23 protein-coding genes and 1 riboswitch are annotated in these 26,515 nt (G+C 59.5%); of the genes, 13 read left to right on the top strand and 10 right to left on the bottom strand.

Going from position 1 to position 26,515, the window contains the following annotated elements:
• The first annotated feature begins 433 nt into the window (after positions 1-433).
• From AC0QKW_RS17655 to AC0QKW_RS17645, 3 genes are all read left to right on the top strand, one after another.
• Positions 434-1,333, top strand: a complete 900-nt coding sequence (locus AC0QKW_RS17655; RefSeq protein ID WP_473152401.1) for an EamA family transporter — start codon at positions 434-436, stop codon at positions 1,331-1,333.
• A 154-nt stretch (positions 1,334-1,487) separates the two neighbouring features.
• Positions 1,488-2,606 (top strand): TPM domain-containing protein, encoded by a 1,119-nt coding sequence (locus AC0QKW_RS17650; RefSeq protein WP_473152400.1) that lies wholly within the window; start codon positions 1,488-1,490, stop codon positions 2,604-2,606.
• A gap of 101 nt (positions 2,607-2,707) precedes the next feature.
• On the top strand, positions 2,708-4,828 hold the full coding sequence (locus AC0QKW_RS17645) for a protein kinase domain-containing protein (RefSeq protein WP_473152399.1): 2,121 nt from the start codon (positions 2,708-2,710) through the stop codon (positions 4,826-4,828).
• Between the two features lie 29 nt (positions 4,829-4,857).
• Here AC0QKW_RS17645 and AC0QKW_RS17640 read toward each other — a convergent pair whose 3' ends face one another.
• Positions 4,858-5,679 (bottom strand): cyanophycinase, encoded by an 822-nt coding sequence (locus AC0QKW_RS17640; protein ID WP_473152398.1) that lies wholly within the window; start codon positions 5,677-5,679, stop codon positions 4,858-4,860.
• Between the two features lie 106 nt (positions 5,680-5,785).
• Between AC0QKW_RS17640 and trmD the strand changes: the two genes are divergently transcribed.
• Positions 5,786-6,523, top strand: a complete 738-nt coding sequence (gene trmD / locus AC0QKW_RS17635) for a tRNA (guanosine(37)-N1)-methyltransferase TrmD (RefSeq protein ID WP_473152397.1) — start codon at positions 5,786-5,788, stop codon at positions 6,521-6,523.
• Positions 6,524-6,578: 55 nt separating this feature from the next.
• Here trmD and AC0QKW_RS17630 read toward each other — a convergent pair whose 3' ends face one another.
• On the bottom strand, positions 6,579-7,292 hold the full coding sequence (locus AC0QKW_RS17630) for a lysozyme (protein ID WP_473152396.1): 714 nt from the start codon (positions 7,290-7,292) through the stop codon (positions 6,579-6,581).
• Positions 7,293-7,552: 260 nt separating this feature from the next.
• Between AC0QKW_RS17630 and AC0QKW_RS17625 the strand changes: the two genes are divergently transcribed.
• The 6 genes from AC0QKW_RS17625 to hypB all read left to right on the top strand — a co-directional run bounded on the left by AC0QKW_RS17625 (position 7,553) and on the right by hypB (position 13,577).
• On the top strand, positions 7,553-8,872 hold the full coding sequence (locus AC0QKW_RS17625; protein WP_473152395.1) for a M16 family metallopeptidase: 1,320 nt from the start codon (positions 7,553-7,555) through the stop codon (positions 8,870-8,872).
• A gap of 17 nt (positions 8,873-8,889) precedes the next feature.
• Complete coding sequence (locus AC0QKW_RS17620) at positions 8,890-9,750, top strand: fructosamine kinase family protein (protein WP_473152999.1); 861 nt, start codon at positions 8,890-8,892, stop codon at positions 9,748-9,750.
• Positions 9,751-9,949: 199 nt separating this feature from the next.
• Complete coding sequence (gene cobM / locus AC0QKW_RS17615) at positions 9,950-10,828, top strand: precorrin-4 C(11)-methyltransferase (protein WP_473152394.1); 879 nt, start codon at positions 9,950-9,952, stop codon at positions 10,826-10,828.
• Between the two features lie 41 nt (positions 10,829-10,869).
• Positions 10,870-10,975: riboswitch (guanidine-I (ykkC/yxkD leader) on the top strand.
• A 108-nt stretch (positions 10,976-11,083) separates the two neighbouring features.
• On the top strand, positions 11,084-12,280 hold the full coding sequence (locus AC0QKW_RS17610) for an agmatinase family protein (RefSeq protein WP_473152393.1): 1,197 nt from the start codon (positions 11,084-11,086) through the stop codon (positions 12,278-12,280).
• 9 nt (positions 12,281-12,289) lie between these two features.
• On the top strand, positions 12,290-12,655 hold the full coding sequence (gene hypA / locus AC0QKW_RS17605) for a hydrogenase maturation nickel metallochaperone HypA (RefSeq protein WP_473152392.1): 366 nt from the start codon (positions 12,290-12,292) through the stop codon (positions 12,653-12,655).
• Between the two features lie 214 nt (positions 12,656-12,869).
• Positions 12,870-13,577, top strand: a complete 708-nt coding sequence (gene hypB / locus AC0QKW_RS17600; protein ID WP_473152391.1) for a hydrogenase nickel incorporation protein HypB — start codon at positions 12,870-12,872, stop codon at positions 13,575-13,577.
• Here hypB and AC0QKW_RS17595 read toward each other — a convergent pair.
• The 5 genes from AC0QKW_RS17595 to AC0QKW_RS17575 form a co-directional block, all read right to left on the bottom strand.
• Complete coding sequence (locus AC0QKW_RS17595; RefSeq protein WP_473152390.1) at positions 13,574-14,218, bottom strand: TMEM165/GDT1 family protein; 645 nt, start codon at positions 14,216-14,218, stop codon at positions 13,574-13,576. The genes hypB and AC0QKW_RS17595 overlap by 4 nt on opposite strands.
• Before the next feature lie 357 nt (positions 14,219-14,575).
• On the bottom strand, positions 14,576-15,397 hold the full coding sequence (gene thiD / locus AC0QKW_RS17590) for a bifunctional hydroxymethylpyrimidine kinase/phosphomethylpyrimidine kinase (RefSeq protein WP_473152389.1): 822 nt from the start codon (positions 15,395-15,397) through the stop codon (positions 14,576-14,578).
• Positions 15,398-15,399: 2 nt separating this feature from the next.
• The gene (gene ftsZ / locus AC0QKW_RS17585; RefSeq protein ID WP_473152998.1) at positions 15,400-16,533 is read right to left on the bottom strand and encodes a cell division protein FtsZ; all 1,134 of its coding nucleotides are present in this window, start codon (positions 16,531-16,533) and stop codon (positions 15,400-15,402) included.
• A gap of 426 nt (positions 16,534-16,959) precedes the next feature.
• The gene (locus AC0QKW_RS17580) at positions 16,960-17,823 is read right to left on the bottom strand and encodes a cell division protein FtsQ/DivIB (protein WP_473152388.1); all 864 of its coding nucleotides are present in this window, start codon (positions 17,821-17,823) and stop codon (positions 16,960-16,962) included.
• A 97-nt stretch (positions 17,824-17,920) separates the two neighbouring features.
• Entirely contained in the window at positions 17,921-18,349 is a 429-nt protein-coding gene (locus tag AC0QKW_RS17575; RefSeq protein ID WP_473152387.1) for a hypothetical protein, read from the bottom strand.
• A gap of 227 nt (positions 18,350-18,576) precedes the next feature.
• Here AC0QKW_RS17575 and psaK point away from each other — a divergent pair, with 227 nt between their 5' ends.
• Together psaK and AC0QKW_RS17565 are read left to right on the top strand one after the other, a co-directional pair.
• Positions 18,577-18,852, top strand: coding sequence for a photosystem I reaction center subunit PsaK (psaK, locus tag AC0QKW_RS17570; protein ID WP_473152997.1), 276 nt, complete (start codon positions 18,577-18,579; stop codon positions 18,850-18,852).
• A 392-nt stretch (positions 18,853-19,244) separates the two neighbouring features.
• Positions 19,245-19,460: an HNH endonuclease gene (locus AC0QKW_RS17565; protein ID WP_473152386.1), complete on the top strand. Its 216-nt coding sequence runs from the start codon at positions 19,245-19,247 to the stop codon at positions 19,458-19,460.
• Positions 19,461-19,633: 173 nt separating this feature from the next.
• On the opposite strand, the gene AC0QKW_RS17560 is transcribed toward AC0QKW_RS17565, so the two are convergent.
• Both AC0QKW_RS17560 and AC0QKW_RS17555 read right to left on the bottom strand, forming a co-directional pair.
• Positions 19,634-23,167 carry a WD40 domain-containing protein gene (locus tag AC0QKW_RS17560; protein WP_473152385.1) on the bottom strand — a complete coding sequence of 1,178 codons (3,534 nt, stop codon included), beginning with the start codon at positions 23,165-23,167 and terminating at the stop codon, positions 19,634-19,636.
• Positions 23,167-24,501, bottom strand: coding sequence for an AAA-like domain-containing protein (locus AC0QKW_RS17555; RefSeq protein ID WP_473152384.1), 1,335 nt, complete (start codon positions 24,499-24,501; stop codon positions 23,167-23,169). Before AC0QKW_RS17555 ends, AC0QKW_RS17560 begins: the two co-directional genes overlap by 1 nt.
• 496 nt (positions 24,502-24,997) lie before the next feature.
• Between AC0QKW_RS17555 and AC0QKW_RS17550 the strand changes: the two genes are divergently transcribed.
• Positions 24,998-25,381 carry a response regulator gene (locus tag AC0QKW_RS17550; RefSeq protein WP_473152383.1) on the top strand — a complete coding sequence of 128 codons (384 nt, stop codon included), beginning with the start codon at positions 24,998-25,000 and terminating at the stop codon, positions 25,379-25,381.
• 192 nt (positions 25,382-25,573) lie between these two features.
• Here the strand turns inward: AC0QKW_RS17550 and AC0QKW_RS17545 are convergent, their stop codons facing one another.
• A complete protein-coding gene (locus AC0QKW_RS17545; RefSeq protein ID WP_473152382.1) occupies positions 25,574-26,503 on the bottom strand; it encodes a glycosyltransferase family 2 protein in 930 nt (309 codons plus the stop codon).
• Positions 26,504-26,515: the final 12 nt, after the last annotated feature.

Below are 26,515 nucleotides of genomic sequence, written 5' to 3'. Positions count from 1 at the left end.
TGCCGACCATGTAGTCTCCGGTCGCGCTGAGGATCTGCATGACCCACTGGGTTAATTGCTGGTAGAGGTGGGCTATCCCCTGGGGGGCAGAGGGTAGGGCCGGGGTAGCGGTCTGGGCCAAGGCGTGCAGCATGGGAAAAAGCTTGGGGTAGGTGCCAGCAGCCCGGATAGAGGGGCTGGCAAGGATGGGAACCGATAGACCAAGTTCAGCTCAGAATCTGTTCGGCTCGGGATCTGGGGTTTTCCTGCCGACAAAGCTCTACTGCTGCACTTGGATGAGATTTATACGGCGGATCATAACTAAAACTGGGGCCAGGCAGTGCAGGCAGCTATTAATGTCGTTGATCACCCAGCATCAACGACATGGCTAAATGGGGTGGCCTGAGGGCGCTAGAGTTGGAGGGCTTGAATTGCGTCAATAGGGAAGCCCACCGTGTCACCACAGTCTCGATCGCAGCCGCTGCTGCCCAGGTTTACCCCACCCGCCTCGCTGCTGGTGATTGCGGCGATGGCCTCAACCCAGCTGGGGTCGACCCTGGCCAAGAGCTTGTTTGGCCAGGTGGGGCCACTGGGTTTGGTGCTGCTGCGGGTGGGGCTGTCGGCGGTGGTGCTGGTGGCCTGGTGTCGCCCCCGCTGGCGCGGCCACCAGGCCGCTGACTACCGCCTGCTGGTAGCCTTTGGGCTGTCGCTGGCGGTGATGAATGCGCTGTTTTACCTATCGATCGCCCGCATTCCTATCGGTGTGGCGGTGGCTCTAGAGTTTTCGGGGCCGCTGACGGTGGCGCTGGTGCATTCTTGCCGCTGGCTCGATGGGCTGTGGGTAGCGCTGGCGGCGGTGGGCATTGTGCTGCTATCGCCGCTCAACACCCCCGACCTCGACGGTCTGGGGGTGGCCTTTGCTCTGCTGGCAGGGGTGGCCTGGGGAGCTTATATTGTGCTGTCGGCCCGCATGGGGCAAGCGTTTAGGGGCGGCGAGGGGTTGGCCCTAGCGATGGCGGTGGGGGCACTGGCGCTATTGCCCGTGGGCATTGTGGCGGAGGGGCGGGCCTTGCTGTCGCCCCAAATTTTGCTGGTGGGGCTGGGGGTGGCGCTGCTGGCCAGCACTCTGCCCTATTCCCTGGAGATGAGCGCTCTGCGACGGATGCCGGTGAATGTGTTTGGGGTGCTGATGAGCCTGGAACCGGCGATCGCTGCCGCCATTAGCTTTGTGTGGCTCAAGGAATCGCTGAGCCCCGCCACGCTGGGGGCGATCGCCCTGGTGATGGTCGCTGCCGCCGGAGCCTCGCTGTTTCAGCGCCGCCTGCTGGCAGCACCTCCCCTCGACGGCCCCTGACGGATGGTGCTCGTCAAGCGATAACGCTAAGGAATCGGCCGCCGGGGTGCTGAAGTTACAGGTTGTGCCCTTTTGCCTGAGCCATCTCGCCGGGTGGGAATACTGTAGCGGGGCACAGCGCGAAAACCTGTCACCGCACCCACCGGAGATGACCATGGCAAATCGGAGTCGATCGGCGTGCCGCCTGGGCCTTGTTCTGCTTGGGGTAGCCAGTGGTGCGCTGATGCTGGGGCCTGGATTGCTGCCGGGGGCGGTGTCGGGAGGGAGACCGCCTGCTGCGATCGCCCAGACCGCCGATCAAACTGGCTACCCCCAGCGCCAAGACCCCATCATTAACGACTACGGCCAAATTTTGCTGCCCGCCGACCAGGCCCGCCTGCGGGAGACGCTGGAGCAGTTGCGGGCCACCACCGGCATTGAGACCGTGGTGGTGACGGTGCCCTCTACCACTATGTACAACACTGGCGATCGCAGCTTTGAGCGCTTTGCCACCAGCCTGTTCAACCGCTGGGGCATTGGCGATGCCCAGCGCAACGATGGGGTGCTGGTGCTGTTTTCTGAAGGCGATCGGGCGGTGCGCATTGAGCTGGGCCGGGGCTATAGTCGCGCCTACGACGCCCGCATGCAGCTGGTGATCGACGAATATATGCTGCCTCGGTTTCGGAATGGTGACTACAGCGCTGGCCTCTCCAGCGGCACCCAGGCGATGATCTCCCAGCTCACCGGGCCACCCCCCTCCACCCTCGAAAATTTGCCGATACAGGGGTTGGCGACCGGAGCTGGGGCACTGTTCTTGAGTGGCGGTGCGATCGCCGCCTTTAACCTCCTGCGCAACCTGTGGCGACCCAAGTGTGAGCTGTGCCAAGTGCCCATGACCAACCTGAGCAAAACCGCCGCCCAGGCCTACCTCAATGCGGGGCAAAGCCTAGAGCTGGAGCTAAAGTCGGTGTTTCACAACGTTTTAGAGTGTCCCCAGTGCCATAAACGCAGCAACCGTCAGTTGGCTAACCCGATGAGCTCCTTTAGTGCCTGCCCCAGCTGCCGCTTCAAAACCCTTGAAACCGTGAAGCAAACTACCTTGGTGAAACCCACCTATCAGGCGTCGGGAGAGGCGATCGCCGAGCGCCACTGCCGCCACTGCAACCACACCGATGAAACAACCGTGCACCTGCCTCGGCTGGTGCGCAGTTCTTCGAGCCACAGATCCTCGGGCGGTAGCTCGTCGAGCGGCGGTGGTAGCTCGTCGGGAGGTGGGGCCAGTGGTCGCTGGTAAGCCCCGGCTGATTAATTGCAAAGAAAGCCCGTCGCATCGATCAACCACCCGCATTCCGTGGAACACTGAAACACACAGGGGAATGCGTTCTACGGTCGGTTATGAGTCTTTGTATCAACCCAGGCTGCCCGCAGCCAAACCACCCAGACAACGGTGGTAGAGACGCCTGCGCTGCCTGCGGATCTGCCCTGGTACTGCAAGGCCGCTACCGAGTCATGCGGTTGATCAGCGGCGACAGCGGCTTTGGTCGGGTGTATGAAGCCTATGAGCGCAACATCCCCAAAATTCTCAAGGTGCTGAAGGAGAGCTACAACACCAATGCCAAGGTTGTAGAGCTCTTTCGCCGCGAGGCCCAGGTGCTCAGCCAGCTTCACCACCCAGGAGTGCCCCGGGTTGAGACCGATGGCTACTTTCTCCACCATTACGAGGGCAGAGCCGAACCGTCGCACTGCCTGATGATGGAAAAAATCGACGGCCCCAATCTGAAGCAGTGGATGGTGCAGCAGGGCAACCACCCCATCAGCGAAAAGCAGGCCATGCTGTGGATGACCCAGCTCACCGACGTGCTGGATCTGGTGCACCAGCACAACTATTTTCACCGCGACATTAAGCCCGAAAATATTATGCTGCGGCCATCGGGGCAGCTGGTGTTGGTCGATTTTGGGGCCGCCCGGGAGATGACCCAAACCTATATGGCCAACCTGGGGGACAGCGGCATCACGGCGGTGAGTTCGGCGGGCTATACACCGCCGGAGCAGGAGCAGGGCCAGGCGGTGCCCCAGTCTGACTTTTATGCCATGGGCCGCACGCTGATCTATTTAATGACGGCCAAGCTGCCCAGCGACGCTGAGATCTACAACTCTCGCACCAACATGTTTCTGTGGCGGCATCTAGCCCCGCAGATCTCTGCCCCCCTGGCGGATTTAGTCGACGATCTGATTGCTCCGGCAGCGGTGAACCGGCCCCAGACGACAGCGGTGATTTTAGACCGGCTAGCCCAGGTGCGATGGGCAAAGACCGCCCCCGAGGGGCCATCGCGCCAAACTTCGAGATTACCCGGCATCACTGCTGTTGTCTCCGACTGGCCCGAGACGACGCTTAACCCCCAAACTGCCAAAACCCTACCTGACCCGGTCAGCAGCTTTTTGCCCCCCTGGCTCGATCAGCGCCCCTGGCTGCTGGCGGGGCTCACCGGACTAGCTCTGGCGGTGCCCCTAGGCTGGTATGCCCTGACTCGACCGGCTCAGAACGCGATCGCCGACATGTCGGTGACCGAGCAGGTGCCCCAGATTACGGTGCAGCCCCTCGCGGCCCTTGCCGGTCACCAAAACGATGTGCAAGCCATGATGCTGCTCCGCGATGGCTATACTCTAGTGACCGCCAGCTCCGATCAGACGGTGCGATTTTGGGATTTGCAGACGGAGCGATCGCTGCGGGTTCTCCAAGACCACACCAACGTGGTCAAAGCACTGGCCATGACCACCGACCAAGAAATTTTGATCACCGCTGGCGACGATCGCACCATTCGGTTTTGGGCCATGGCCGACGGTGCCCCCCTAGCCACCATTGTCGATGCCCACCCGCTGCCGATCAATGCTCTAGAGGTAAGCAATAACGGCAAACTGTTGATCAGCGCCGACAGCGGTGGGGGCATCTACCTGTGGGATTTAACCGGTCAGACGGGCCGCATTGATCCCCAAGCCCTGGTTGATTCTGGCCCCACCCGCATGCTTCAGGCCGATGGAACGGTCAACGATCTGCGCTTTACCCGCGACGACAGCTACCTGGTGAGTGGCGGCAAGAGCCTCCACGTGTGGACGATGGCTGATTTGAGTCAGCCCGCTACCCTAGTGGGTCACGAGCCCTTAACCTTCATCAATAAGCTAGACATTAGCGAAGACAATCTCACCCTCGTAAGCGCATCGAGCGATCAAACCGTGCGCCTTTGGAATATGGCCGACCAAACCCCCAAAGCCATTCTCAGGGGCCACCAGAGCTATGTGAACGATGTCAGAATTGATGGCTCACGCCTGTGGAGCTCTGACGCGGCTCAAACCATTCGCGTGTGGGATCTGCAACAAAATCGGCATGTCGAAACCATCACCGGCTTTAACACCGATATCTGGCGGTTTGCCGTGCAGCCCAACGGCCACATCGTCACCCTTGGCGGCAAAGAGCATGTTGTCGCCCTGTGGCAGCTGCCCGCAGACACAGAAAATTAAAGGAGCGACCAAGGGTTAACCCGCCTGCCTCAGCTCGACGCCGCTGTCGCCAATACTTTGCGGTGGTTGATATCAAAGCGATCGCCGTGGGCCAGCAGGTGTAGCCTAAGCCCGTGGATGCTGAGGGGGTCGGCGGCGGTAATGTCGGGCTCGTTGGTGTGGGTCATGTCGCCGGGGTCGACCACGGCGATTACCCCTTTGCCGATCACCTGGAAGCTGCCGTCGCCTTCAAACAGGGCACAGGTGTCTTCGTCAATACCGAGGCCCAGGCGGTTGGGCTGCATGGCCATGGCACTCATCAGCCGGGCCATGCGGTTGCGGTTGTGGAAGTGCTGGTCAACAATCACCTCGGGCACAAAGCCTAGACCAATGGCCATATCTACCAGAGAACGGTTGGGTGACTCGCCGCTGCCGCCGCCGGCAATCATGTGGTGGCCCATGACGGCTGCCCCAGCGCTGGTGCCCGCCAGGGTAATCTCGCCCAGCTGCGCCCGCTGGCGCACGATGTCAATCAGGGGGGTGTCGGCCAGCAGACCGCACAGGCGCACCTGGTCGCCGCCGGTAATGAAAACGCCGGTACAGGGTTCAACGACGGTTTTCCAGCTGGGGTCTTCGCCCTGGGCGCGATCGCGGATATCCATCACCACGGTTTCGGCAGCCCCCATCTCGGCAAAAATCTGCTGGTAGCGGCCCGAAATCACCACCGGATCTCGCGAGGCGCAGGGAATAATGCCAATCCGGGCTGCGGCTCCCCCCGAGCGCTCAAAAAAGGTGTGCAGAATTTCTTTGCCGTGGACTTTATCTTCTGCGCCGCCGATGGCCAGAATAGCATTGTGCTTGACGGGAGACATGGGCCGCTCTACAAAGGGACGAGAATTGCTACCTAGACTCTATTACTGCATGATAGAGAGCGTTGTAATGTACCCATCAGGTCTGTAGACCTTGGCAGTCTAGGTTATGGCAATCGGCATCCACGGGGCGTCTCATCTAAGAGTAGATGTGGTCAGCCTGTTTCCAGACTTTTTTACCTCGCCCCTGGAGTCAGGGCTGATTGGGAAAGCCCTGGCGCGCCAAATTGCAGAAATTCATCTTACCAATCCACGGGACTTTACAACGGATAAGCACCACCGGGTCGATGACGAACCCTACGGCGGTGGGGTCGGTATGTTAATGAAACCTGACCCGATCTTTGCGGCGGTAGAGTCGCTGCCGGCGCTGCCCCGGCGCGAGGTGATTTTGCTCACCCCCCAGGGCGAAACCATGACCCAAGAATTATTTCGAGAATTGGTTACCCTCGACCAGCTGGTGCTGATCTGCGGCCACTACGAGGGGGTCGATGAACGGGTTAGCCACCTGCTGACCCGAGAGGTTTCTCTCGGCGACTTTGTGCTCACCTGCGGTGAGATACCGGCGCTGACGCTGATCAACGGCGTGGTGCGGCTGCTGCCGGGCACCGTGGGCAAGACCGACTCGCTGCGCTACGAGAGCTTTGAAACGCCGCTCTTAGATTATCCCCAGTACACGCGCCCGGCCAGCTTTCGCGGCTGGGAGGTGCCGGAGGTGCTGCGATCGGGCAACCACGAGGCGATCGCCCAGTGGCGACGCCAACAGCAGATCGACCGCACCCGCCAACGACGCCCCGACTTATACGCCCAGTGGATCGAGGATATAGACCAGCCTGACCCAGCCATTTAAACTCGGAGTAGGCCAGTGGTTACGGGTAAGCTGGAGCTAGGAGCTAAGCAAGACCTTAGAGGAACTGCTGCCAGTTGCCGCTCAGATAGAGGGCGCGCTCGGCGTTGCGGCGGCGCTGGAGGCCGGGCAAAATCTGAGCCCCCGCGTAGACCCAGCGCAAAAACTCGTTGGCGGCCCCGGCAAAATCGCCGCTATTGTGCTTGCGCAGCAGGGTTGAATCTCTAAAGGCTCCGGCCCCCACGTTGAATGTAAACGACACCATCGCCGAAAACTGGTCGCTGGTGGGGGTGCGGGTGACTGCCGCAGCAACGGCCTTTTCAAAGACACCCAGATCGCGTCTGAGAATTTCTTCTGCTTCGGCCCGAGTAATGGTGAGGCCAGGCTGCACCCTCGGTGGCCCAGCGGCGGAGGTGTGGCCGTAGCCAATCGTCCAGGGTTCGCCCCCGGTGCCGGGGTCGGGGTAAGCGCGCAGCTCTAGCCCTTCAAAAGACTTCACAATTTCTAAGCCAGCAGCGTTAATGGTGCTGCCAGAGGGCGGTGGCGGTGGCGGCGGTGGCGGCATGGGCTGAGGCTCTGGAGCCCCAGTGCCAATCGATACCGTCATGGCTCGGGGATAGTCGTCGCGCAAAAACCACGACTTGACGCTGCCAATGTTGACCACCTGCTCTTTAGGGTTGGCCTGGGATGGGTATTTGGTTATGCGAGAGATCCAGTAACCTCCCTGCATTAGGTAAATCGCAATGTCTGTTTCTTTGATCCAGGTTCCCATGTGACCTCGCCGGAGCAGCCCGCATACCAGGAATTTACAATACTTTCAGCAAAATGGACGATTGAGTTCTCTAATTGGGGCAGGTATTTGGGTCTGGCCTGAGCAAAATAACGTCGCCATCGGGGTGAGCGATCGCCCAGACGCACCCGAGAATTGCCCAAATCTGGATGTAGCTGGAGCTACTGACTCGATTTTCCCCGTTAGGTGCTTCAGTCGTTAAGATATTCAAAGCTCTACGTCTTGTTGCGAAGAATAATTTTATGGCTTTGCTCTCAGCGATCGCAGATCTGCCCGCTGGCCTGGTGTCCCCCACCATTCGCCGCCTCCCCAATGGCCTGACGGTCATTGCTGAGCAAATGCCCCTAGAGGTCGTCAACCTCAGTCTGTGGCTGAGGGTGGGCTCGGCGGTGGAGAGTGACGCCATCAACGGCATGGCTCATTTTCTAGAGCATATGATTTTTAAGGGCACTCAGCAGTTGCAGTGCGGCGAGTTTGAGCGCCGCATCGAAGAGCGAGGGGCCTACACCAACGCCGCCACGAGCCAAGACTACACCAAATATTTCATCACCACTGCGCCCCAAGACTTTGCTGCTCTAGCGCCTTTGCAGATTCAGGTGGTGATGGCACCGCGCCTCAGCGACGACGACTTTGAGCGCGAGCGCCCGGTGATTTTAGAAGAAATTCGCCGGGCCGACGACAACCCCCGTCGCCGTACCTACGCCCGCACTATGGAGCTGATGTTTGAACAGCTGCCCTATCGGCGATCGGTGCTGGGGCCAGCGGCGGTGGTAGAGAGGCTGACGGCCCAGCAGATGCGTGAGTTTCATAGCACCTGGTATCAACCCCAGAGCATGACTGTGGTGGCGGTGGGCAACCTGCCGGTAGAAACGCTGATTGCCACGGTGGCCGAGGGGTTTGACCAGGCTATGGCCCAGCGGGCTGCCTCTGATGCAGAGTCTGACTCAATCGAGCGCTTTAAGCCTCTGTTGTCGGGTGCCATAGAGCCCCCCTTTGACCAAGTGCGGCGGGCGATCCATGACGACCCAGCCATGGCCCAGGCGCGGTTGATTATGGGCTGGCGGGTGCCCGGCATGACCCAGCTAGATGAGACCTACGGCCTCGACATCCTGGCGTCGATCTTGGGTCGAGGGTTGACTTCGCGCCTGGTGCGCGACCTGCGAGAAGATCGCAAACTGGTGACCAGCATTAGCTGTAGCAATATGACCCTGGCCCACCAGGGAATATTTATGGTGTCGGCTCAGCTGCCAGCAGAGCATCTGGAACAGGTCGAGGCGGCGATCGCGGCGCACATTGACACCGTTATTCAAGATCCGATCAACCCTGCGGAGCTGCGCCGGGTACAAACCCAGGTGGCTAACCGATTCATTTTTGCTAACGAGAGCCCGAGCGATCGGGCCGGGCTCTATGGCTACTACCACACGCTGACGGGCGATATTGTCGACGGCGTTAACTACCCAGCCTACATTCAGCAGCTGGGGGTTGAGCAGGTGCTGCAATCGGCCCAGGCCTATCTCTCGGCAGACAGCTACGGTGTGCTGGCCATGCAGCCGTCGGTCTAGGGCTGAGGAAAGTGACGATGTGGACTGCGATCGCCCAGCATATTAGCGCCAAAACCGGCACTGCCTTCACCATTCAAGACCGGCGATCGGTCGGAGGTGGCTGCATTAATCAGGCCTACCAGGTCAGCGACAGCCGCCAATCATTTTTTATCAAAGTGAACCAGGCCACTCAGGTGGCGATGTTCGAGGCCGAGGCCATGGGTCTCAAGGCGATGTACGACAGCCAGACCATTCGCGTGCCCAAGCCCATCTGCTGGGGCACCGCCGATGGGTCGGCCTACATCGCCCTGGAGTGGCTGGAGTTAGGTGGTAGCGGCGATGCCTGGGGGCGCATGGGCGAGGCTCTAGCCGCCATGCACCGGGTGACGAGTGACAGCGGCTTTGGCTGGCATCAGAGCAATACCATTGGCTCGACACCGCAGCCCAACCCCTGGACACCCACCTGGCTAGAGTTTTACCGAGAACACCGCCTGCGTCACCAGTTTCGCCTGGCGGGGCGGCGGGGTGGGCGGTTTCCGCGCCAGCACGAGCTGCTGATGGTGCTGCCTGACCTGCTAGCGGGCTACGACCCTGCCCCCGCCTTGGTGCATGGCGATCTGTGGTCGGGCAATGCGGCGGTGACTAGGGATGGGGAGCCAGTTATTTTAGACCCGGCGACTTACTTTGGCGATCGCGAGGTAGACATCGCCATGACCGAGCTGTTTGGCCGCTTCCCCGCCGCTTTCTATGAGGCCTATACCGCCGCCTACCCGCTCAGCTCAGGCTACGCGACCCGCAAAGCTCTGTACAACCTCTATCACATCCTCAACCACTTCAATCTCTTTGGCGGCAGCTACGAAGCCCAGGCCAACCGCATGATTGATCAGCTCTTGCGCTAGGTTGGCGGTTTTGTCTGCTGTGCTCCCGCCAAAAAAAAGCCCCTGAGTTAGCTATCCTCAGAGGCCCGAATCAGGGTGCATCTACCACTCCCATCTCCTAGCGCAGCGGCTAAATTCCGGGGAAATACCAAGGGTTTACGGAGACTTGAGACAAACTGGCTATGATGCAGGGGCTGTGTGAATTTTGGCATTTTGCCCTATGGCTACCCCTGCGACCTCCCCTAAAATCCAAGATTTTTCCTCAAATACCCCGGTGGGGGATGCGGCTCTAGCTCCGGGGGTCTACATCGTGGGGGCAGGGCCAGGCGACCCAGAGTTGCTGACAGTTAAGGCTCAGCGACTGCTTAGCCAGGCCGATGTGATTCTCTACGCCAACTCCCTGGTGCCCCAGCAGATTTTAGAATGGACTCGCCCCGACGCCGAGCGCATTGGCACTGCCACCATGACCCTGGAGAGCATTCTGCCGCTGATGGTGGAGCGGGTAAGAGCCGGCAAGTCAGTGATTCGCCTGCAATCGGGCGATCCTAGCCTCTACAGCGCCATTCACGAGCAGATTCAGGCGCTGGCAGAGGCGGAGGTGCCCTTTGAGGTGGTGCCGGGCATCAGCGCCTACCAGGCGGCGGCGGCCAAACTCAACGCCGAGCTGACCATTCCGGGGCTGGTGCAGTCGATCATTCTCACCCGCATCAGCGGTCGCACCCAAGTGCCCGAGGCAGAAGATTTGGCATCGCTGGCGGCCCATAAGACCAGTTTGTGCCTCTACCTCAGCGCCCGCCATGTGGAAGAATCTCAGGCGCAGCTGATGAAGCACTACGAGCCCGATACCCCAGTGGCGATCTGCTTTCGCATCGGCTGGCCCGACGAGCAGCTGCTGGTGGTGCCGCTCTCGGAGATGGCCCAAACCACCCGTGAAAAAGACCTGATTCGCACCACGCTGTACGTGATTAGCCCGGCGCTGCGGGGGCAAAAAGTCAGGTCGCGCCTCTACAACCCCGACCACACCCACCTGTTTCGTCCCAAGGATCGATCTGTCACCCCCTCTGACGCGACCCAAGATGCGGTAACCGTTGAGGCTTGACCTCAGTGATGGCTGGGCTTAGAGTGTTGGCATTAAAACTGAATTTAAGCCTCTAGGGTTCCGGTTTGGCGATCGCGCTAAACGGCTGGTCCGAGAGAGGCGGGTTGGTAATTGCCAACTACACGGCGGGACAAAAGCCCGGGAGGATTCTAGATGTTGCTCGGTGCAGCTTCTTTAATTTTCCTGGGCTTTGTTGTAGCTGGCCCAGGAATTGCGTTTAGTCTATTGCTCAACTTACCCCTGTGAGGCTTTCCGATGACCACCGACCCCGCCAATGATCCGGTATTTCAAAGCCCCGACGGTAGCTCGACCGAGGCCCAGCGAGCGTTGGAGATGGAGGCCCGCCTGCCCATGACGGGCTGGCAGCAGGAGGTCTCCCAGGGGCTAGAGTATGGCCTGGAGGCAGCAGCCAGCATTCGCGATCGCACCATCCCGACCTTCTCTCGCGGCGAGCTGCCCCACTACGCGGGCATCAACACCTTCCTCAAAGCGCCCTATATCGAAGACGTGCGCCGGGTGGGTGAGTTTGACGTGGCGATTGTTGGCATTCCCCACGACTCGGGCACCACCTACCGCCCCGGCACCCGCTTTGGCCCCCAGGGCATTCGCCGTATCTCGGCCCTCTACACCCCCTACAACTTTGAGATGGGGATTGACCTGCGCGAGAGCATCACCCTCTGCGACGTGGGCGATGTGTTTACCATCCCGGCCAACAACGAGAAGTCGTTCGACCAGATTTCTAAGGGTGTGGCCCACGTGTTTGCCTCGGGGGCGTTCCCGATTTTGCTGGGCGGCGACCACTCCATCGGCTTCCCCACGGTGCGGGGCATCTGCCGCCACCTGGGCGACAAGAAAGTCGGCATCATCCACTTCGATCGCCACGTCGATACCCAGGAGACCGACCTGGATGAGCGCATGCACACCTGCCCCTGGTTCCACGCCACCAACATGGCCAACGCCCCGGCCAAAAACCTGGTGCAGTTGGGCATCGGCGGCTGGCAGGTGCCCCGTCAGGGGGTAAAGGTCTGCCGCGAGCGGGCCACCAACGTTCTCACCGTCACCGATATCACCGAAATGGGGCTGGATGCCGCGGCAGATTTTGCGATCGCCCGCGCCACCGACGGCACCGACTGCGTCTGGATCAGCTTCGACATCGACTGCATCGACGCGGGCTTTGTGCCCGGCACCGGCTGGCCCGAACCCGGCGGTTTGCTGCCCCGCGAAGCCCTCTACCTGCTCAAGCGCATCATTCAAGAAACCACCGTCTGCGGCATTGAAGTGGTGGAGGTGTCGCCTCCCTACGATGTCAGCGATATGACCTCGCTAATGGCCACCCGCGTGATCTGCGACACCATGGCCCATTTGGTGAAATCGGGCCAGCTACCCCGTCGCGAAAAGCCGTCGTACATTCACGAAGAAGCCAACATGAATGTGGATGAGCCTTGGGAGTAAGGAAGCCCCATGCACGAAACCGACATGACCAAGGCGCTGATTCTCACCGTGCGCGACTGGTGGGAGGTACAGCCGGGGCAACCCGCGATCGAAAAAGTTCACTTGACCGTGGGCAAGTTTACCTGTGTTGAGCCGGTGGGCTTGCAGTTTGCCTTTGAGGTGCAGACCAAGGGCACGTTTCTAGACGGGGCCGAGCTGGTGATTCGCGAAACGCCGCTGGTTGCCTTCTGCCACGACTGCCAGAGCGAGTATCGGCCCGAAATTGGGCTGCAATACGCCTGCCCCACCTGTAAGTCGCCCATGGGCGACATTCGCTCTGGGCGCGAGCTCAAGATCGATCGGGTAGAGTATGCGGAGGCGATCGCTCAACCGTAGGGTGCATTAGCGCAGCAATGCACCGCCTCTTGTGGGGTATGTAAAGACAAAGCCCCATCAATAGTTCCTGGACAGACCCACCCCTGCCCCTCCTGGGAGGGGAATTAGACTATTAAGCATCGGAATTCATCAGTTCAGCATCCTTGCCGACCCACCCCTACCCCTCCGAGGAGGGGATCCGGATCAGTCCAAATCGCACATCCAAAATCGCCCTATGCATCAGACCTTCGACGCTGCCCTCGGTATTGATCTGCTCCACGTCAACCAGAGCGGGGCTGACCACAACCGCGCCCACTTTGACCGCTGGGGCATCACCTGCATGAACATCATGAGCAGCCCTGGGGCGGGCAAGACGGCGCTGCTGGAGCGCACGCTGGAGGGATTGCATGGGGAGCTGGCGATCGCCGTGATCGAAGGCGACATGACCACCGAACTGGATGCCGATCGCCTGCGCCAGTACGGCGTGCCGGTGATTGCGATCAACACGGGGCGATCGTGCCATCTCGACGCCAAAATGGTCGCGGGGGGCATCCACACCCTAGAGCACAATTACGATCCCCAAACGCTTGATCTAGTGCTGGTCGAGAACGTAGGCAACCTGGTGTGCCCCGCCGAGTTTGAGGTGGGCGAACATGCCAAAGTGGCCCTGCTCAGCATCACCGAGGGGGAAGACAAGCCGCTAAAGTACCCAATCATGTTTCAAGAGGCTGACTGTCTGCTGATCACCAAGATCGATCTGGCCCCCTATCTGGATGTGAGCATCGAGCAGATCGCGGCCAACGTGCGGCAGATGAACCCCAAGGTAACCATCATCCCGGTGTCAGCCAAGACCGGTGAGGGATTAAAGGAATGGTTCTCCTGGGTGCATTCGCGCAGCGTCACCCGTCAATCGCTCGATGTCATTGAGCAGAAAGCTGGCTAACCCATGCCTCGTAAGACAGCGGCGATCGCAAACACCAAAAATAGGGATCCGGCAAAGATAGTAATAAACCGTTCTGACAGTCGCCCGGCCACTAACCGCCCCGCCACTACCGCTAAACCAATGCAGAGAAAAAAGCCCGACAGTGCCCCAAAGGCAACGCCTAGCGGCGGGTGACTGGCCGCCAGCATCACGGTCGTAATCTGGGTGCGATCGCCCCACTCTCCCACAAAAACCAGACCAAAGGTTTTGCCGACAATCCCCAGGGTTGACAGAGATTTGGGGTCAGCTTGACCCGCCTCTGCCGCCGCGATCGCGGCCTTGGCTTCATCGGCTTCATCGTCGTCGGGGCAGTGGTCACCCATGCACAAGCCGTTGTACAGCAGCTTGAGACCGAAGCCAGCAAACAGTACTACTTCCCCGATATGCAACCAGCTCGGGGGCAAAAGGCCAATTACCTGTCCAGCACTCACCGCCAGCAGGGTCATGACAGCCAAGGCCCCAAAGGCCCCCACAAACACCAGCCGTCGGGAATGCTTCATCGCCATCAGCGCGGCGATGAAGAACGTCTTGTCGCCTAACTCTGCCAGCCCTACCAGCAGCAGGCCAGCGGTAAAAGCGGTAAACAAATCTGAAAAAACCATGTTCGATTCCTCTCAAGCGAATTGCCTAGCTTGAGGGAACCTGGAGAGAAACACAAAGACCTCACCAAGCTCACATCTTGCTAGACATGAACTAAGTGAAGGTCTCGCGAATTGCTAATAACTGCTTGGGTAAACCAACCCCTAGAGCAGGTAATCTTGCAATGTTTGGGCCAGGCTCATCGCCAGTATGTTGACCCAGAACGTTTGACCGCAGTCAACCGCTACTCCCCTTCATGTGCGCAACTATACCAGATTGAGACACAGATCCACAAGATCAGCAATGCCACTGGCATTGGGCAGGCGGTCACCAAAACCCCAAGGAACTTTTCCCCAGGCCGCAACGGTCAAGGGGCTTTTCTATGGGAGTGCCGAGAGCAGCGGAAAGAAGTGGCAGACGGGGCCTTGGCCTTGGCCGATGGGCAGAGCGTGTTTGAGGGCGGCGGTGACATAGTCTTTGGCCAATTTGACCGCCGTTAGGGCGTCATGTCCCAGGGCCAGGTTGGCGGCGATCGCCGCTGACAGCGTGCACCCAGTGCCATGGGTGTGAATGGTCTCGACGATCTCTGTGGTCAGCACCTTAAGCTCATTGCCGTCAAACCACACATCGGTGCTCCGTAGATCGGCGGCCATGCCGCCACCCTTAACCAGCACTGCTGCAGGGCCAAGAGCGTGAATCTTGCGAGCAGCGGCCTCCATCTCTGCCAGGGTGGTGATATCTAGCTCGCTGAGCAGCTGAGCCTCGTAGCGGTTGGGAGTGAGAATTTGGGCCTGGGGAATAAGGTGGCGGGTGAGAGTGGCGATCGCATCGTCGTCAATTAGCTGGGCTCCGGTGCGCGACACCATCACCGGGTCTACCACCACCGGGGTCGCGTGGGGCAATGATCCTAGGGCTTCGGCCACCGCTCGAATGATACCCGCATTTAACAGCATGCCGGTCTTAACGCCCTGCACGCGAATATCGCTCGTCACCGCTTCGATCTGGGCAGTGACGGATTCAGGGGGCAGGGCATCGACCCGAGTGACCCCCAGAGTATTCTGTGCGGTAACGCAGGTCAGGGCACTGGTGCCGTGAACGCGATGAAAGGCAAAGGTGCGTAGGTCTGCTTGAATACCAGCACCGCCGCCGCTGTCAGAGCCAGCGATGGTCATCGCTGCCGGGCAGATAGGTGGCCTTGTCATCGCTACCGATTACCGTTGGGCCGCCGCCGCTGCAAAAATTCTGGAATATCGAGCCCAGCACCCAGTCCACCCGACCCACTGCTGGCGGGAGGGGCGATCGGCGGCGTGCTCAGGGTGCGTTTGAAAGGGGTAACCCGTGCCACTTCTATCTCGGGCTGAGCGGTTGCCCGGGTGTTAAATCCGGTAGCAATAACCGTGATGCGAACCTCACCCTGCATGCGCTCGTCGATGACGGCGCCAAAGATGATATTGGCGTTGGGGTCGACCCCTTCATAGATGATCTCAGCAGCGGCGTTGACTTCATGCAGGGTCAGATCGGTGCCACCAGTGACGTTGAACACCGCCCCTGAAGCCCCATCGATCGAGGATTCAAGCAGCGGTGAGGAGATGGCGGCGATCGCCGCTTCCCGCGCCCGCGACTTGCCAGAGCCCACCCCAATGCCCATCAGCGCCGTACCGGCATCGGCCATGATGGCCCGCACGTCGGCAAAGTCCACATTGACCAAACCGGGAATAGTAATGATGTCAGAGATGCCCTGCACCCCCTGACGCAAAATATCATCGGCGGTGCGAAAGGCCTCCTGCACCGGAGTTTGCTCAGAAATCACCGACAGCAGCTTGTCGTTGGGGATGATGATCAGCGTATCTACTCGACCCTGAAGCGCGGCAATGCCCTCATCGGCCTGGTTCATACGGCGGCGGCCTTCAAAGGTGAAGGGGCGAGTCACGACGCCTACCGTGAGAGCACCGGCCTCTTTTGCCACCTCGGCCACAATGGGGGCAGCTCCAGTTCCCGTACCCCCACCCATACCGGCAGTGATAAATACCAGATCAGATTCTTCTAGCGCCGCCGCGATTTCTTCGCGCGACTCTTCGGCAGCCTTTTGGCCGATGGCCGGGTTGCCCCCAGCACCCAAACCCCGAGTCAGCTTTTGGCCGATATGCAGGCTGTTGGTCATCGTGGTGTTGTCGAGAGCCTGGGCATCGGTGTTGACCGACCAGAACTCGATGCCCGCTAGGCCACTGCTGATCATGCGGTTAACGGCATTACAGCCGCCGCCACCGACCCCAATTACCTTTATGCGGGCGACACTGCTGGGCAAAGCCGTGTTGTTGGTATACATTTCTCCGGGCATAGCTCTGGCATTGTGGGGTTGACTGGGGTTCAATTCGCCGTGGCTGAATGGATTGGCGGGACTAGCAAAAGCAGTCACAGGGTCGGCTGATGACTGCACATCGGCAGAGGCAACCTGGTGTGACAGGTAGGTCTCGTAATCAGCACCGCTAGGGCCAGCACCATTGCCGTGGGAGTCGTCGGGGAGCATAGAATTTGGGGCCGTAGACACTATATAATCACCCGCTCTAGATAACCGAAGATAACATCTAGCTCTTAAAATCTAAGTTCTGGCCGATTCTAGACAACTATAGAGTACTTCGCCAAAAAAAAACAAATCGTTTGAAAAAGTCTTAAATCCGTCGATCTAGCCTCTCAAATAAGAAAAATAAACGCTTTCTCAGAATAGAAGAATAGAACCGTGACTTATAAATCAATCTCTATCGGGTTAGGGCCTAGTGCCATCCTCTCTGTCTATCGATGTTGGGGTAGAGTTGGGGTCTTCTACCACCGCCACCGAAGGAGCATCGGGGTTACTGAGGTCAATGCGGGAGACCTCAGTATTGGCCAACTGATTGGGCAAGTTGCGCATTTTGTCGAGAGTGGCTAACTGCTGCTCTAACTCGGGAGAGTAGGGGCCTAGGTAGACGGTGCCCAGGGCTGTTTGTAGTACTAGATTATTGGGATCGCGCCAGTCAATTTCAGTAATGTCAACCGGGCTGCTGAGAATGGTTTCGTAGATCTGCGGCCAGTAGCGCAGGTATTGAGGCTGCAAGCCCCGCACCTGCAAGGCCGGCAGCTGGGGTGAGGCAGCGCCTAGGCCAAAACTGACCAGGGGCATCCAGGCCCCTTGGGCATCGACAAAGCCGGCGGCTAAAAACTGGGTGTCGGCAGTGCTGTCAGGGTCGCCCACGGGCAAGACCACGGCCACCGGTACCCGCTCTTGAATGCGCACGTTGAGGCGGGGCGGCAGCAGTTGTCGACTGACATCGGCGGCGACAATGGGGCCGCGATCGCGCAGTTGCCGAGCCAGCACCTCGGGCTCGACCTTCATCAGCGGCTGGGGATAGGCCAAGGGCACCAGCTGCTGTACCGCCTGATCACTGAGTAGATGGTTGCCGCTGACATTGATTTGGTGAGGGCCGTCGATCTGCCAGGTGGGCCGGGTGGTGCCCCAGAAGATAGCGACAGTTAGCCCCGACAGCGCCCAAAATCGCCACAGCGTCTGGCTGATGGTGATCCGTCGCTGCCGGAGCAGAGTTTGCCGACGAGTTTTGAGCTGATCGGCAGAAAGAGAAGAAACACGGGTCATGGCATCAACGGTGGGGGCCAGTCTGGCCCAGGGCTAAGCACTACCACAAAACACAGAAACTAGAAGAAGCCGAGTTGTTCCAGTTACTGGTTTGCCTTTAAGCTGATGCCGATTTTAGCGCCTGAAGAGATTGATGTAACGCTTTTTGCCAGCGGCGAGCCAAATCGCTGTCGGTGAAGGGAATGCGGTAGGTTTCGCCGGTGTCAGTGTCCAGCACCAGATCGACCTTGCCCCTGGCTGGAGGCTCATTGTCATCGGCTATGAGCTGGCCGCTGACCTCTAGCTGTAGGGTAGTAACTGCCCGCAGCGATAGGGTGGTGAGATCGATCGGCCCCTGACGGGTGGGGTATCCCCAGGTGAGGTCGCTACCCCGTTGCCCCAGCATAGATTTAATATCGTATTTGCTGCGCTCAAACTGGGTGGCCCAGGCTTCGTAGGCCTGTACCTTTTGAAACTCGTGCCAGCCAGCCCAGGCCAGGCCGATAAACACTCCCAGCAGGGGTAGCCAGAGTAGTCCTCTTTCCATAAATACAGATGGTGCAGGGGTAAGGTGTAGTAATAACCGGGGGTGGCGATCGCCTCAATCTTTGCCAGCCCTACTTATCCTAGATCCGATGCGGTTTATCTGAGCTACGCTCTGGTAACCCCAGAAAATGTAAAGTGTTGCTACAGCGATCGCCGGAAAATCCCACACCCGTGGAAAAGTAGGCCTTAGGCAAGCGTTCTGCTGCCTCAAGCAATCTCATGCAACGTATGGAGGCTGGTACATTGGCTTTTCTACCTCTTTTGGCGGCGGTTCCCACTACTTTGACCTGGAGCCCCAAGGTGGCGGCGGTCATGATCATTTGCAATATCTTGGCGATCGCCTTTGGCAAATTCACAATTAAATACCCCAGTGCGCCCCCGGCCATGCCCTCCCCCAATCTTTTTGGCGGTTTTGGCCTGCCAGCGGTGCTGGCGACTGCGAGCTTTGGCCACCTGTTAGGCGCTGGGGCCATTTTGGGCTTGGCTAACCTGGGAGTGCTCTAGGCCGCTGACGAGTGAGCGGTCTGGCAACTAGATCCCCAGGCCACTATCTATGGCCGCTCCAGGGTATCTAGCCAAAATCAGCCATGTAGATGCACTTGGCGAACATCTCAGCTCCTGTCATAGCCCAAAAGCATTGATAGCTCAGAGACATCCACCGGATTGGCGACCACCCTGGGGCAGCCAGCCGGTGGATGTTTGCATGGGGATAAACCCATGGGCATACCTGAAAGCTTCTATCTCGAACAGATTGTGCGCATGACCAAAGCTAAGGCCCACCTCAACCTTCAGGCCAGCCAGGCGTAATCAGCTACATTGCCAACGCTCTGCGGGAACAGGTGCGCACCAGAGCCAAGGGCTGTTGTAAGGATTGCCTGATCCCAGAATTGATGGTCTTGGCACCCCACAAAATTGATCGCATCTTGGCGGCAAAGCACGGCGGTGAGACCATGGCCACCAACCTGGCTCTGTCCTGCCCCCTGTGCAACCAGCACAAGGGTAGCGACGTGGCCTCGGTGGATGCAGCATCTCAGGACATTGTGCGACTCCACCCCCCCGCGATCGCTGGAACGAGCACTTCGCGCTTCAGGAGGGTGTGTTGGTCAGGCTAACCCTCGTTGGACGAGTCACCGGGGCTTTGCTCAAGCTCAACCGAGGCGATCGCATCCAAGAACGACAACGTTTGATGTTGGGCGGATGCTGCTGGGCAGACTCTTGACCATTCCTAACCAATGCTCGCGCTCAAGCCAGCTGCGACGCAGTCTCTTCATCATCTGGCGCTCAGTTAGAGGCCGTCGCAGAGACTGCGATCGCTAGCATCAGCCTCCCTGTTAGTGCGCAGATAGTCAGCTAGCCAGTCGCAGCCGTAGGCCAGGGGGCGCAGCTGCAAAATGGCCGGGATTTGCCACAGCACCAGACTTTCGTCATCTCCGACCGAGGCCAGTACCGTGCCGTCGGCGTTAAAAGCGACACTGCGCACCCCCGAGTTGTGCTGCTTGAGAGTGTTCACCAGGGTGACCGCCTGGCCAGCCCCATCGGCCTCAGGCAAGGCCCAGAGCTTCACAGTTTCATCGATGCTAGCGGTGGCCAGCAGGCGACCATCGGGGCTAAAGGCGACTCCCCACACCGCCGCCTGGTGGCCCGTGAGGGTGGTCATCAAGGTGCCATCGGGGTGCCACAGGCGGGCAGTCTTGTCGCCGCTGCCGGTGGCAATCCAGCGCCCTCCAGGGCTGTAGGCCACTCGCCACACTGCCGAGCCATGCTCTAGGTTATGCAGCAGATCGCCCTCGCGACTCCACAGGCGCAGATGACCATCGTTGCTAGCGGTGGCAAACTGATCGCCCCTGGGGCTGTAGGCGATATCCCAGATCGGCGAGGGGGCGGCATTCCAGCGGGCGATCGCCTGGCCGTCGGCGCTCCAGCGATAGAGCTGACCCGTGACGCTGCTGGCCACGACCTCCTCCCCGCTCGGGTGCCACGCCGCCCCCAGCAGGGCGCTGTCATGCCCCCCAATGCTGTACAGGAGATTGCCATCAAAATCTGAAACTTTGAGTGTGGCGTCTTCGCTAGTGGAGGTTAGCCAAGGTTGCGTCGGATGGGGAGCCAAATTGGAGATACCGGCACGGTGCAGGGCCACACTGGCCATGGTGGCCGTGGTGGTGTCAATCAAGGTGATGGACTGATCGCTACCGGCGGTGGCCAGGGTGTAACCCCCTCCTGAAGACGCTGGCCGAACGGGGCTAAACACCGCCCCGAGGGCCAGGCTGCTCAGCCCTTGAAGCTTAGTATGAAAGGAATTTTGGGTTTGCCACAGCAGCACCTGATTATCGGCCCCAGCGGAGGCTAGGATGCTGCCGTCGGGGCTGTAGGCCACCCCCCAAACAGCGGCGCTGTGCCCCTCCAGGGTGCTCAGCAGCGTGCCGCTGGCGCTCCATAGGGCCAGGGTCTTATCCCAGCTGGCCGAGACAAACTCCTGGCCGCTGGGGCTAAAAGCCACCTCTTTGACCGGGGCGCTGTGGTGCACTAGGGTTTTTAACAACTGGCCGTCTTCTGCTCTCCACAGCCGGATGGTTTTGTCGATACTGCCGCTCACCAGCAGAGTGCCATCGGGGCTAAAAGCCAGGCTGTGTACCGGTGCCTCGTGCTCCTCTAGGGTGGTGATGTATTGGCCGTCGGGTCGCCACAGCGAAATCGTATTGTTGTTGCCCCCCAGGGCAATGAGATCGCCCCTGGGGCTGTAGGCCACCGATCGCAGCCCGGTCACCTCCCCAGGGTGCTGAAACTGCCCGGCAGGCTCTCCGGTGAGGGTAAACAGTTTGCCCAGATTGCCGTTGCCCCCGACTAAAATGCGCTGCCCATCAGGGCTCAGGGCCAGGCTCCAGATGCTGGCGATCGCCGTTGGAATCGTGCGCTCTAGCTGGCCTGCTGCCGTCCACAGATACAGGGTGCCGTCATCTCCACCGGAGACGAGCATGCGGCCATCGGGGGTATGGCGGAGGGCACGGATGGTAGCCTGGTGCCCGGTGAGAGTGGCGATCGCCGTGCCGTCACTGTGCCAGAGCTGGATCGTGGCGTCGACGCCCGCCGTAGCCAGTTGCCCGGCCTGGTCGCCGCCAGGGTTAAAGCTAGTGGCCAGCACCGCTGCATTGTGGCCACTGAGACGATTTTTTTGGCGCAGGCTGAGCACAATACGCTCTAAGACTGCATCGGACTGGGCATGGAGGGCTGGGTCACCCCCCGGTGACTGGTGCAAACGGCGCTGACTGCGAATGGCCTCGATCAACGCTTCAAACGACTGGTCAGACGAATACAGCGCCTCAGCACTGCGAACGATCGCCTGGGCCTCGCTGCGGGCGGCTTGGCGATACTGACGGTGGGCTACTCCCCCCAGGCCGATGGCCGCTACTAAGGCGGTGGTGACTGCCGCCAACAGTAGGCGCTGACGGTGCAGGTGGCGCTGCTGCTCTAGGGTGCGCTGGTGCTCTACAGCCAGTCGGGCTTCTACCTCCTGTAGGCGATCGGCCTCGGCGCGGGCCAGCGACTCTCGCCGGTCAAGCTCTTGGCTGGCGGCCAAAAACCGATAGTCAAGGGGGCTGAGCCGCTGACGGTCGGCCCAGGCCAAAGTTGATTGCAGGGCCTGGCCCCGCAGCAGATGCGACTCGTCGGTGTGGCCCGAGGCCACCCAGGCGTTGAGGGTAGCCGCGTAGGGCCGTAGCTGATCGAGCTGCTGCTGTACCCAGACCGGATTAAAAATGGCGGAATAGATGGGGTTTTTGACCTGGAGCTGGCCGTCGCGGTGGCTGACCAGACCCAGCAGCAGCAGCTCGGTTTGGCAGGGTGAGTTGTCTAGCGGTACCTGCCCGCGGTCGAGCACCTGTTGATAGAGTCCCAGCAGTTGCCCCAGCTGCTGCGGGCGGTGCCAGAGGCGATCGCGCATTGTGCGGAGGTGCTCTGGCTCATCGTTGAGTTCCCAGTTGTCTAGCATGTGCCGCTGCACCAGCTGATCGACGCGATCGTCAGCCCTAGCCCCATCCCACCGGCTGGCGGTACTGACCACCAGGTGGCAGAGCTTTTGGGTCAAAAAGGGCTGCCCCCCCGTCCAGTCAAGCACCCGCGCCAAGACCGCCTCGGCATCGTCAACCCAGCCCCTCAGCGGGGCAGCCAGGGGCTGGGCCTCGACCCAAGTAAACCCTTGCAGCTCGATAGCCTGACCAATGTTGAAGGGCGTGCGGGCTTTGTCGCTGATCAGCGCGCTGGGGGTGGTAACCCCAAACAGAGCAAAGGTCAGTCGCCCGTAGGCCGCGTTGTCGGCCCGGCGGTTAAAACAGGTGCGAATCAGGGCAAAAAAATCATCGGTGGGAAAGGCCAGCCCTAAAATGCTGTCGATTTCGTCAATAAAAACCACTAGGGGCTGCGTGAGGCTGGGCACCACCACCTGGTCGATCAGCTCGGCCAAGCGAGCCACCGGCGGCAGATGCCCTTGACTGCGCCACCAATCCCCCAGGGCTATGGGTAACTGCAAGCGTCGCACTAGGGAAGCCGCGATCGCCGCGTACCACTGGTCAGCTGTAATTTGCTGGCTACCAATCGCGGTCAGGTCAATGGCCACACTCTGCACCCCTCGCTGGCTGAGCGCGGCCATCGTGTACACCCTCAGACTAGACTTACCCATCTGGCGAGCATTAAACACATAGCAAAACACGCCCTCAAGCAGGCGCTCTTGCAGGGCAGCGTCAGCGCCGCGCCTAACGTAGGTAGGGGCGGCCGGTGGCAAACTGCCGCCCACTTGGTAAGGAGACTGTTGGGGATAGGTGAGCACTAGGGTTCTGGGAGAGTCGCAAAGTAGCGGCGGTAAAGCTCACAGCTGGCCACCGACAGCTGTTGGTCAAACCGCACCAAGCCCAACCCCTGAAGCCGAAATGCCGTGGGCAAGGGTAGCTTGACCCCGCCGGGATGGGTCGCCACCTCGGCCATGGCGGCCAGAAGATCCGGCTCCACAGACAACATATCCGCCTGGTGGCGCAGATGACTACTGTAGATGCCGTTGTAAGCCGTAGCATTCTCTGTGATAGTTGCCAGGCTTTGCTGCTGAGTGAGATAAAACAGGCTGAGCTGAGTCAGGTAAGGATGCCCTCCCACCAGGCCCATCAGCTGATCTAGATCGCTCTCGGTCAAAGCTAGACCACAGCGCAGCGCCAAATCTTCAACCTGCTCAGCGGTAAACGGTGGCAGTTCTAAAGAGCGCCCCACATTAAAAGGCGACTGGTGAATATTGAGCGGTAGTGAGGTTTCGGTAGAGTGAGCAATCACCAGCCGCAGCTGAGGCCAGAGGTGTTGCCCCGCCCCATAGCGGCCCTGCTCATACCAGGCGCGCAGCATGCCCAAAAAGTCGATCGCCACATCGCCGTGGGCAAATAGCTCATCGAGATCGTCAATCACCAGCAGCAGCGGCTGGTCAGAGGCAGGCAGCAGGTAGGTCTCAAAGTAATCGGTACAGCTGTAGCTACCACCAAATAGGCTATCCCACCGCTGGTTTAGCTCATTGGGCAGGCCCAGAGCACGGGCGACCACGGCACAAAACCAGCGGAGAGTCTGGTCAATATTGACCAGACTGCGGCGATCGATCGCCTGCATACTGACCACCGCCGAACGCAGGCCATAGTCTTGGGCGTGGCCCAAAATCAGGTTGACCAGCGACGTCTTCCCAAACTGTCGCGGTGCCCTAACGCGCACCAGCGCACCAGCAGTTAGCACCTCTTGGGTACAGCTAGGCTCAATGCCAGCACGATAGACATAGAATGGCGAGTCGAGAGTCAGCGGCCCATTGATCGGCCCCTGCTGGGCAGCGCTGAGGGCGTCGGTTCGCAGGGTGTCGTCGGGTAGCAGGTAATCGTCAGCGGTCAACACCAGGTTGAAAGCAGCAAAGTAGGTATCGAGGGTTGTGAGGTCGACCGGCTTTTGCCGCCGCCGGGCCTTGACCAAAGTATTGGCGCTCAGACCAGTCACAGCACAGAGCTGATCTAGGGTATGGGGGTTACCATTATTTTGCTGCACCGCCAACAGTTGCTCTGCGGCCCTGAGCCGCTGCCAGCCCTGAGCACTGAGAACTACACCCCGGCGGCGGCGATCGCTTGAATTCATGGCTTGAGTCATTTGCCTTACACATACGCGTCCCACGGGTGGGAGAGCATTTAGCAGTTTGCAGGTCGCCGCTGTGACCTATTCAACCGTACTTTGGCGCTTACCCTCGGGTTACTGACTATAAAAATACTCAAAATAGAGCGCGAACTAAAGCTGCTGCATGCTGAAAATCGACCCCAATAGCCCCATCGTATAAACCTCAAGACGTTTGGTTTTATCTTGCAGAAATATCTTGCGATCTTGAGTAGACACCAAAACATGTCTCCCACTATGTTGATGCTGTCTCAGGTAGATAGAGAGCCCAGATCTGCAAGGGAAAACTCCTTTGTAGCCACTTCCCTGAGCCTGAGCTGTTCCCTGTACTTCTTTGATATGACACCACTCAATCAGGATTTAGATTTTGTCAAGCAGTACAGCCTACTCCCCTGCACCAAATTCACTTTTTGCCCCATGGCCTTTCGCAACATCAAACTCAAGATCTAGGGAAGGCAATCTGCCTGCCCGACAGTTGCTGCTCATCGATGACGAGCCAGATATTTGTCTATTGGTGCAGTCAGCCCTCAACGAGTTTCAGGGCTGGCAGGTTGCCACTTGCCAGCACCCCAACACCCTTGCATCCCACAGTCACTCGCAGTGGGATGCGATTTTGTTAGAAGTTTCCATTACCCGGTTGGCGGGCTTTGCCCTGGTGTCTGCCCTGCGGGCTAGTCCGGTCACTAGCCGCGTTCCCATCGTACTGTTGACCTCTCAGATCAGACCTAGAGACTATGCTCGGTTTCATCAAATGGCCGTTGACGGTGTGATTGCCAAACCCTTTGACCCGGTCACCCTGGGCGATCAGATTGCCGCTCTACTGGGCTGGCCCGAGGCGACGGGGCAGCCCTCGGGCTAGGCCCCACAAACGGCCAGTGCACTGCTCCTCCGCGTCAAGTTTGCGGTCTTGCGCCCCATGTCTCTACCGCCTTCTCGACGACTCACCCTACTTCTGCACCACGGGTGATCCAGCCCCCCTTGACTGTCATCCCCAGCCCGTCAGTGACCCGGGTCGGCTTACCCAGGGGTGGCCTGGTGGCTGGAGAGTCGATTAGTCTTTTGTTACTGCACCGACGGCCACAGAGGCCGGGGTTGACTGCTGCTGCCATTCCCAAAAGAAGCCTGCGGCATTGGCCATTTGCGAGACGAGCAGCAGGACTGACAGCCAAGCGCCCCTGGGTTTGCCCTGGGCTAGGGGGTAGGCCAACAACTGCCAGTAGAAACGCAGGGGCTCGACTTTGACCTGCGCATTGCCCCGTTGGGCTTTGGCCCGGTGAAAACAATAGGCACCACGACCATAGTTAAAGTGCTGTCGCCAGAATCTCTTAGGCGACAGGTAGTGGCTGTGGTAAATAGTCATCTCTGACGCATAGGCCATGGGAAATTGATGCTGAAGCCAGCGATCGCAGAATTCCCGATCTTCCCCTGCTGCCAGGGGAAAAGTCTCATCAAACCCGCCCAGGTCGTTAAACCGCTGGCGAGGCACAGAGAAATTGTTAGAGGCAAAAAAGGTCGCGCCTCCTGCCGCCCGGTTAAAATAGTCGTATAGGTAATCAATCAACAATTGGCTGGCGGTAGAGTAGGGGTTGTCACCGAGGGCGTTGAGGGTGCGACCGCCGATTAGCGCCTGAGGATGGCTCTCTAGGGCTGTCTTAAGGGCCGTCAGCCAGTGGGAAGTGGGTTGACAGTCATCGTCGGTAAAGACGAGATACCGGCCCTGAGCCACCCTCGAACCGGTATTGCGTGCACTGGCGGGGCCTTCATTCGCTTGCATGAGTAGGGTGAGGTTGAGCTGAGATTGCAGGGGGGTGACCACAGGGTCTAAGGATTCGGTGCTGCCGTCATCAACAACAATGACCTCAAAGTTTTGCCTTGGGTAAGATAAGGCTGCAAGACTGCGGAGGCAGTCTTGCAGTCGCCAAGGGCGATTATAAGTAGGAATAACAACAGAGAACTCAAGGCTTGGCGATACTAGGGTCATTACAACTTGACG

Source organism: Pseudanabaena sp. PCC 9330, assembly GCF_055795045.1.
This window is presented reverse-complemented; position numbering and strand designations above follow the sequence as displayed.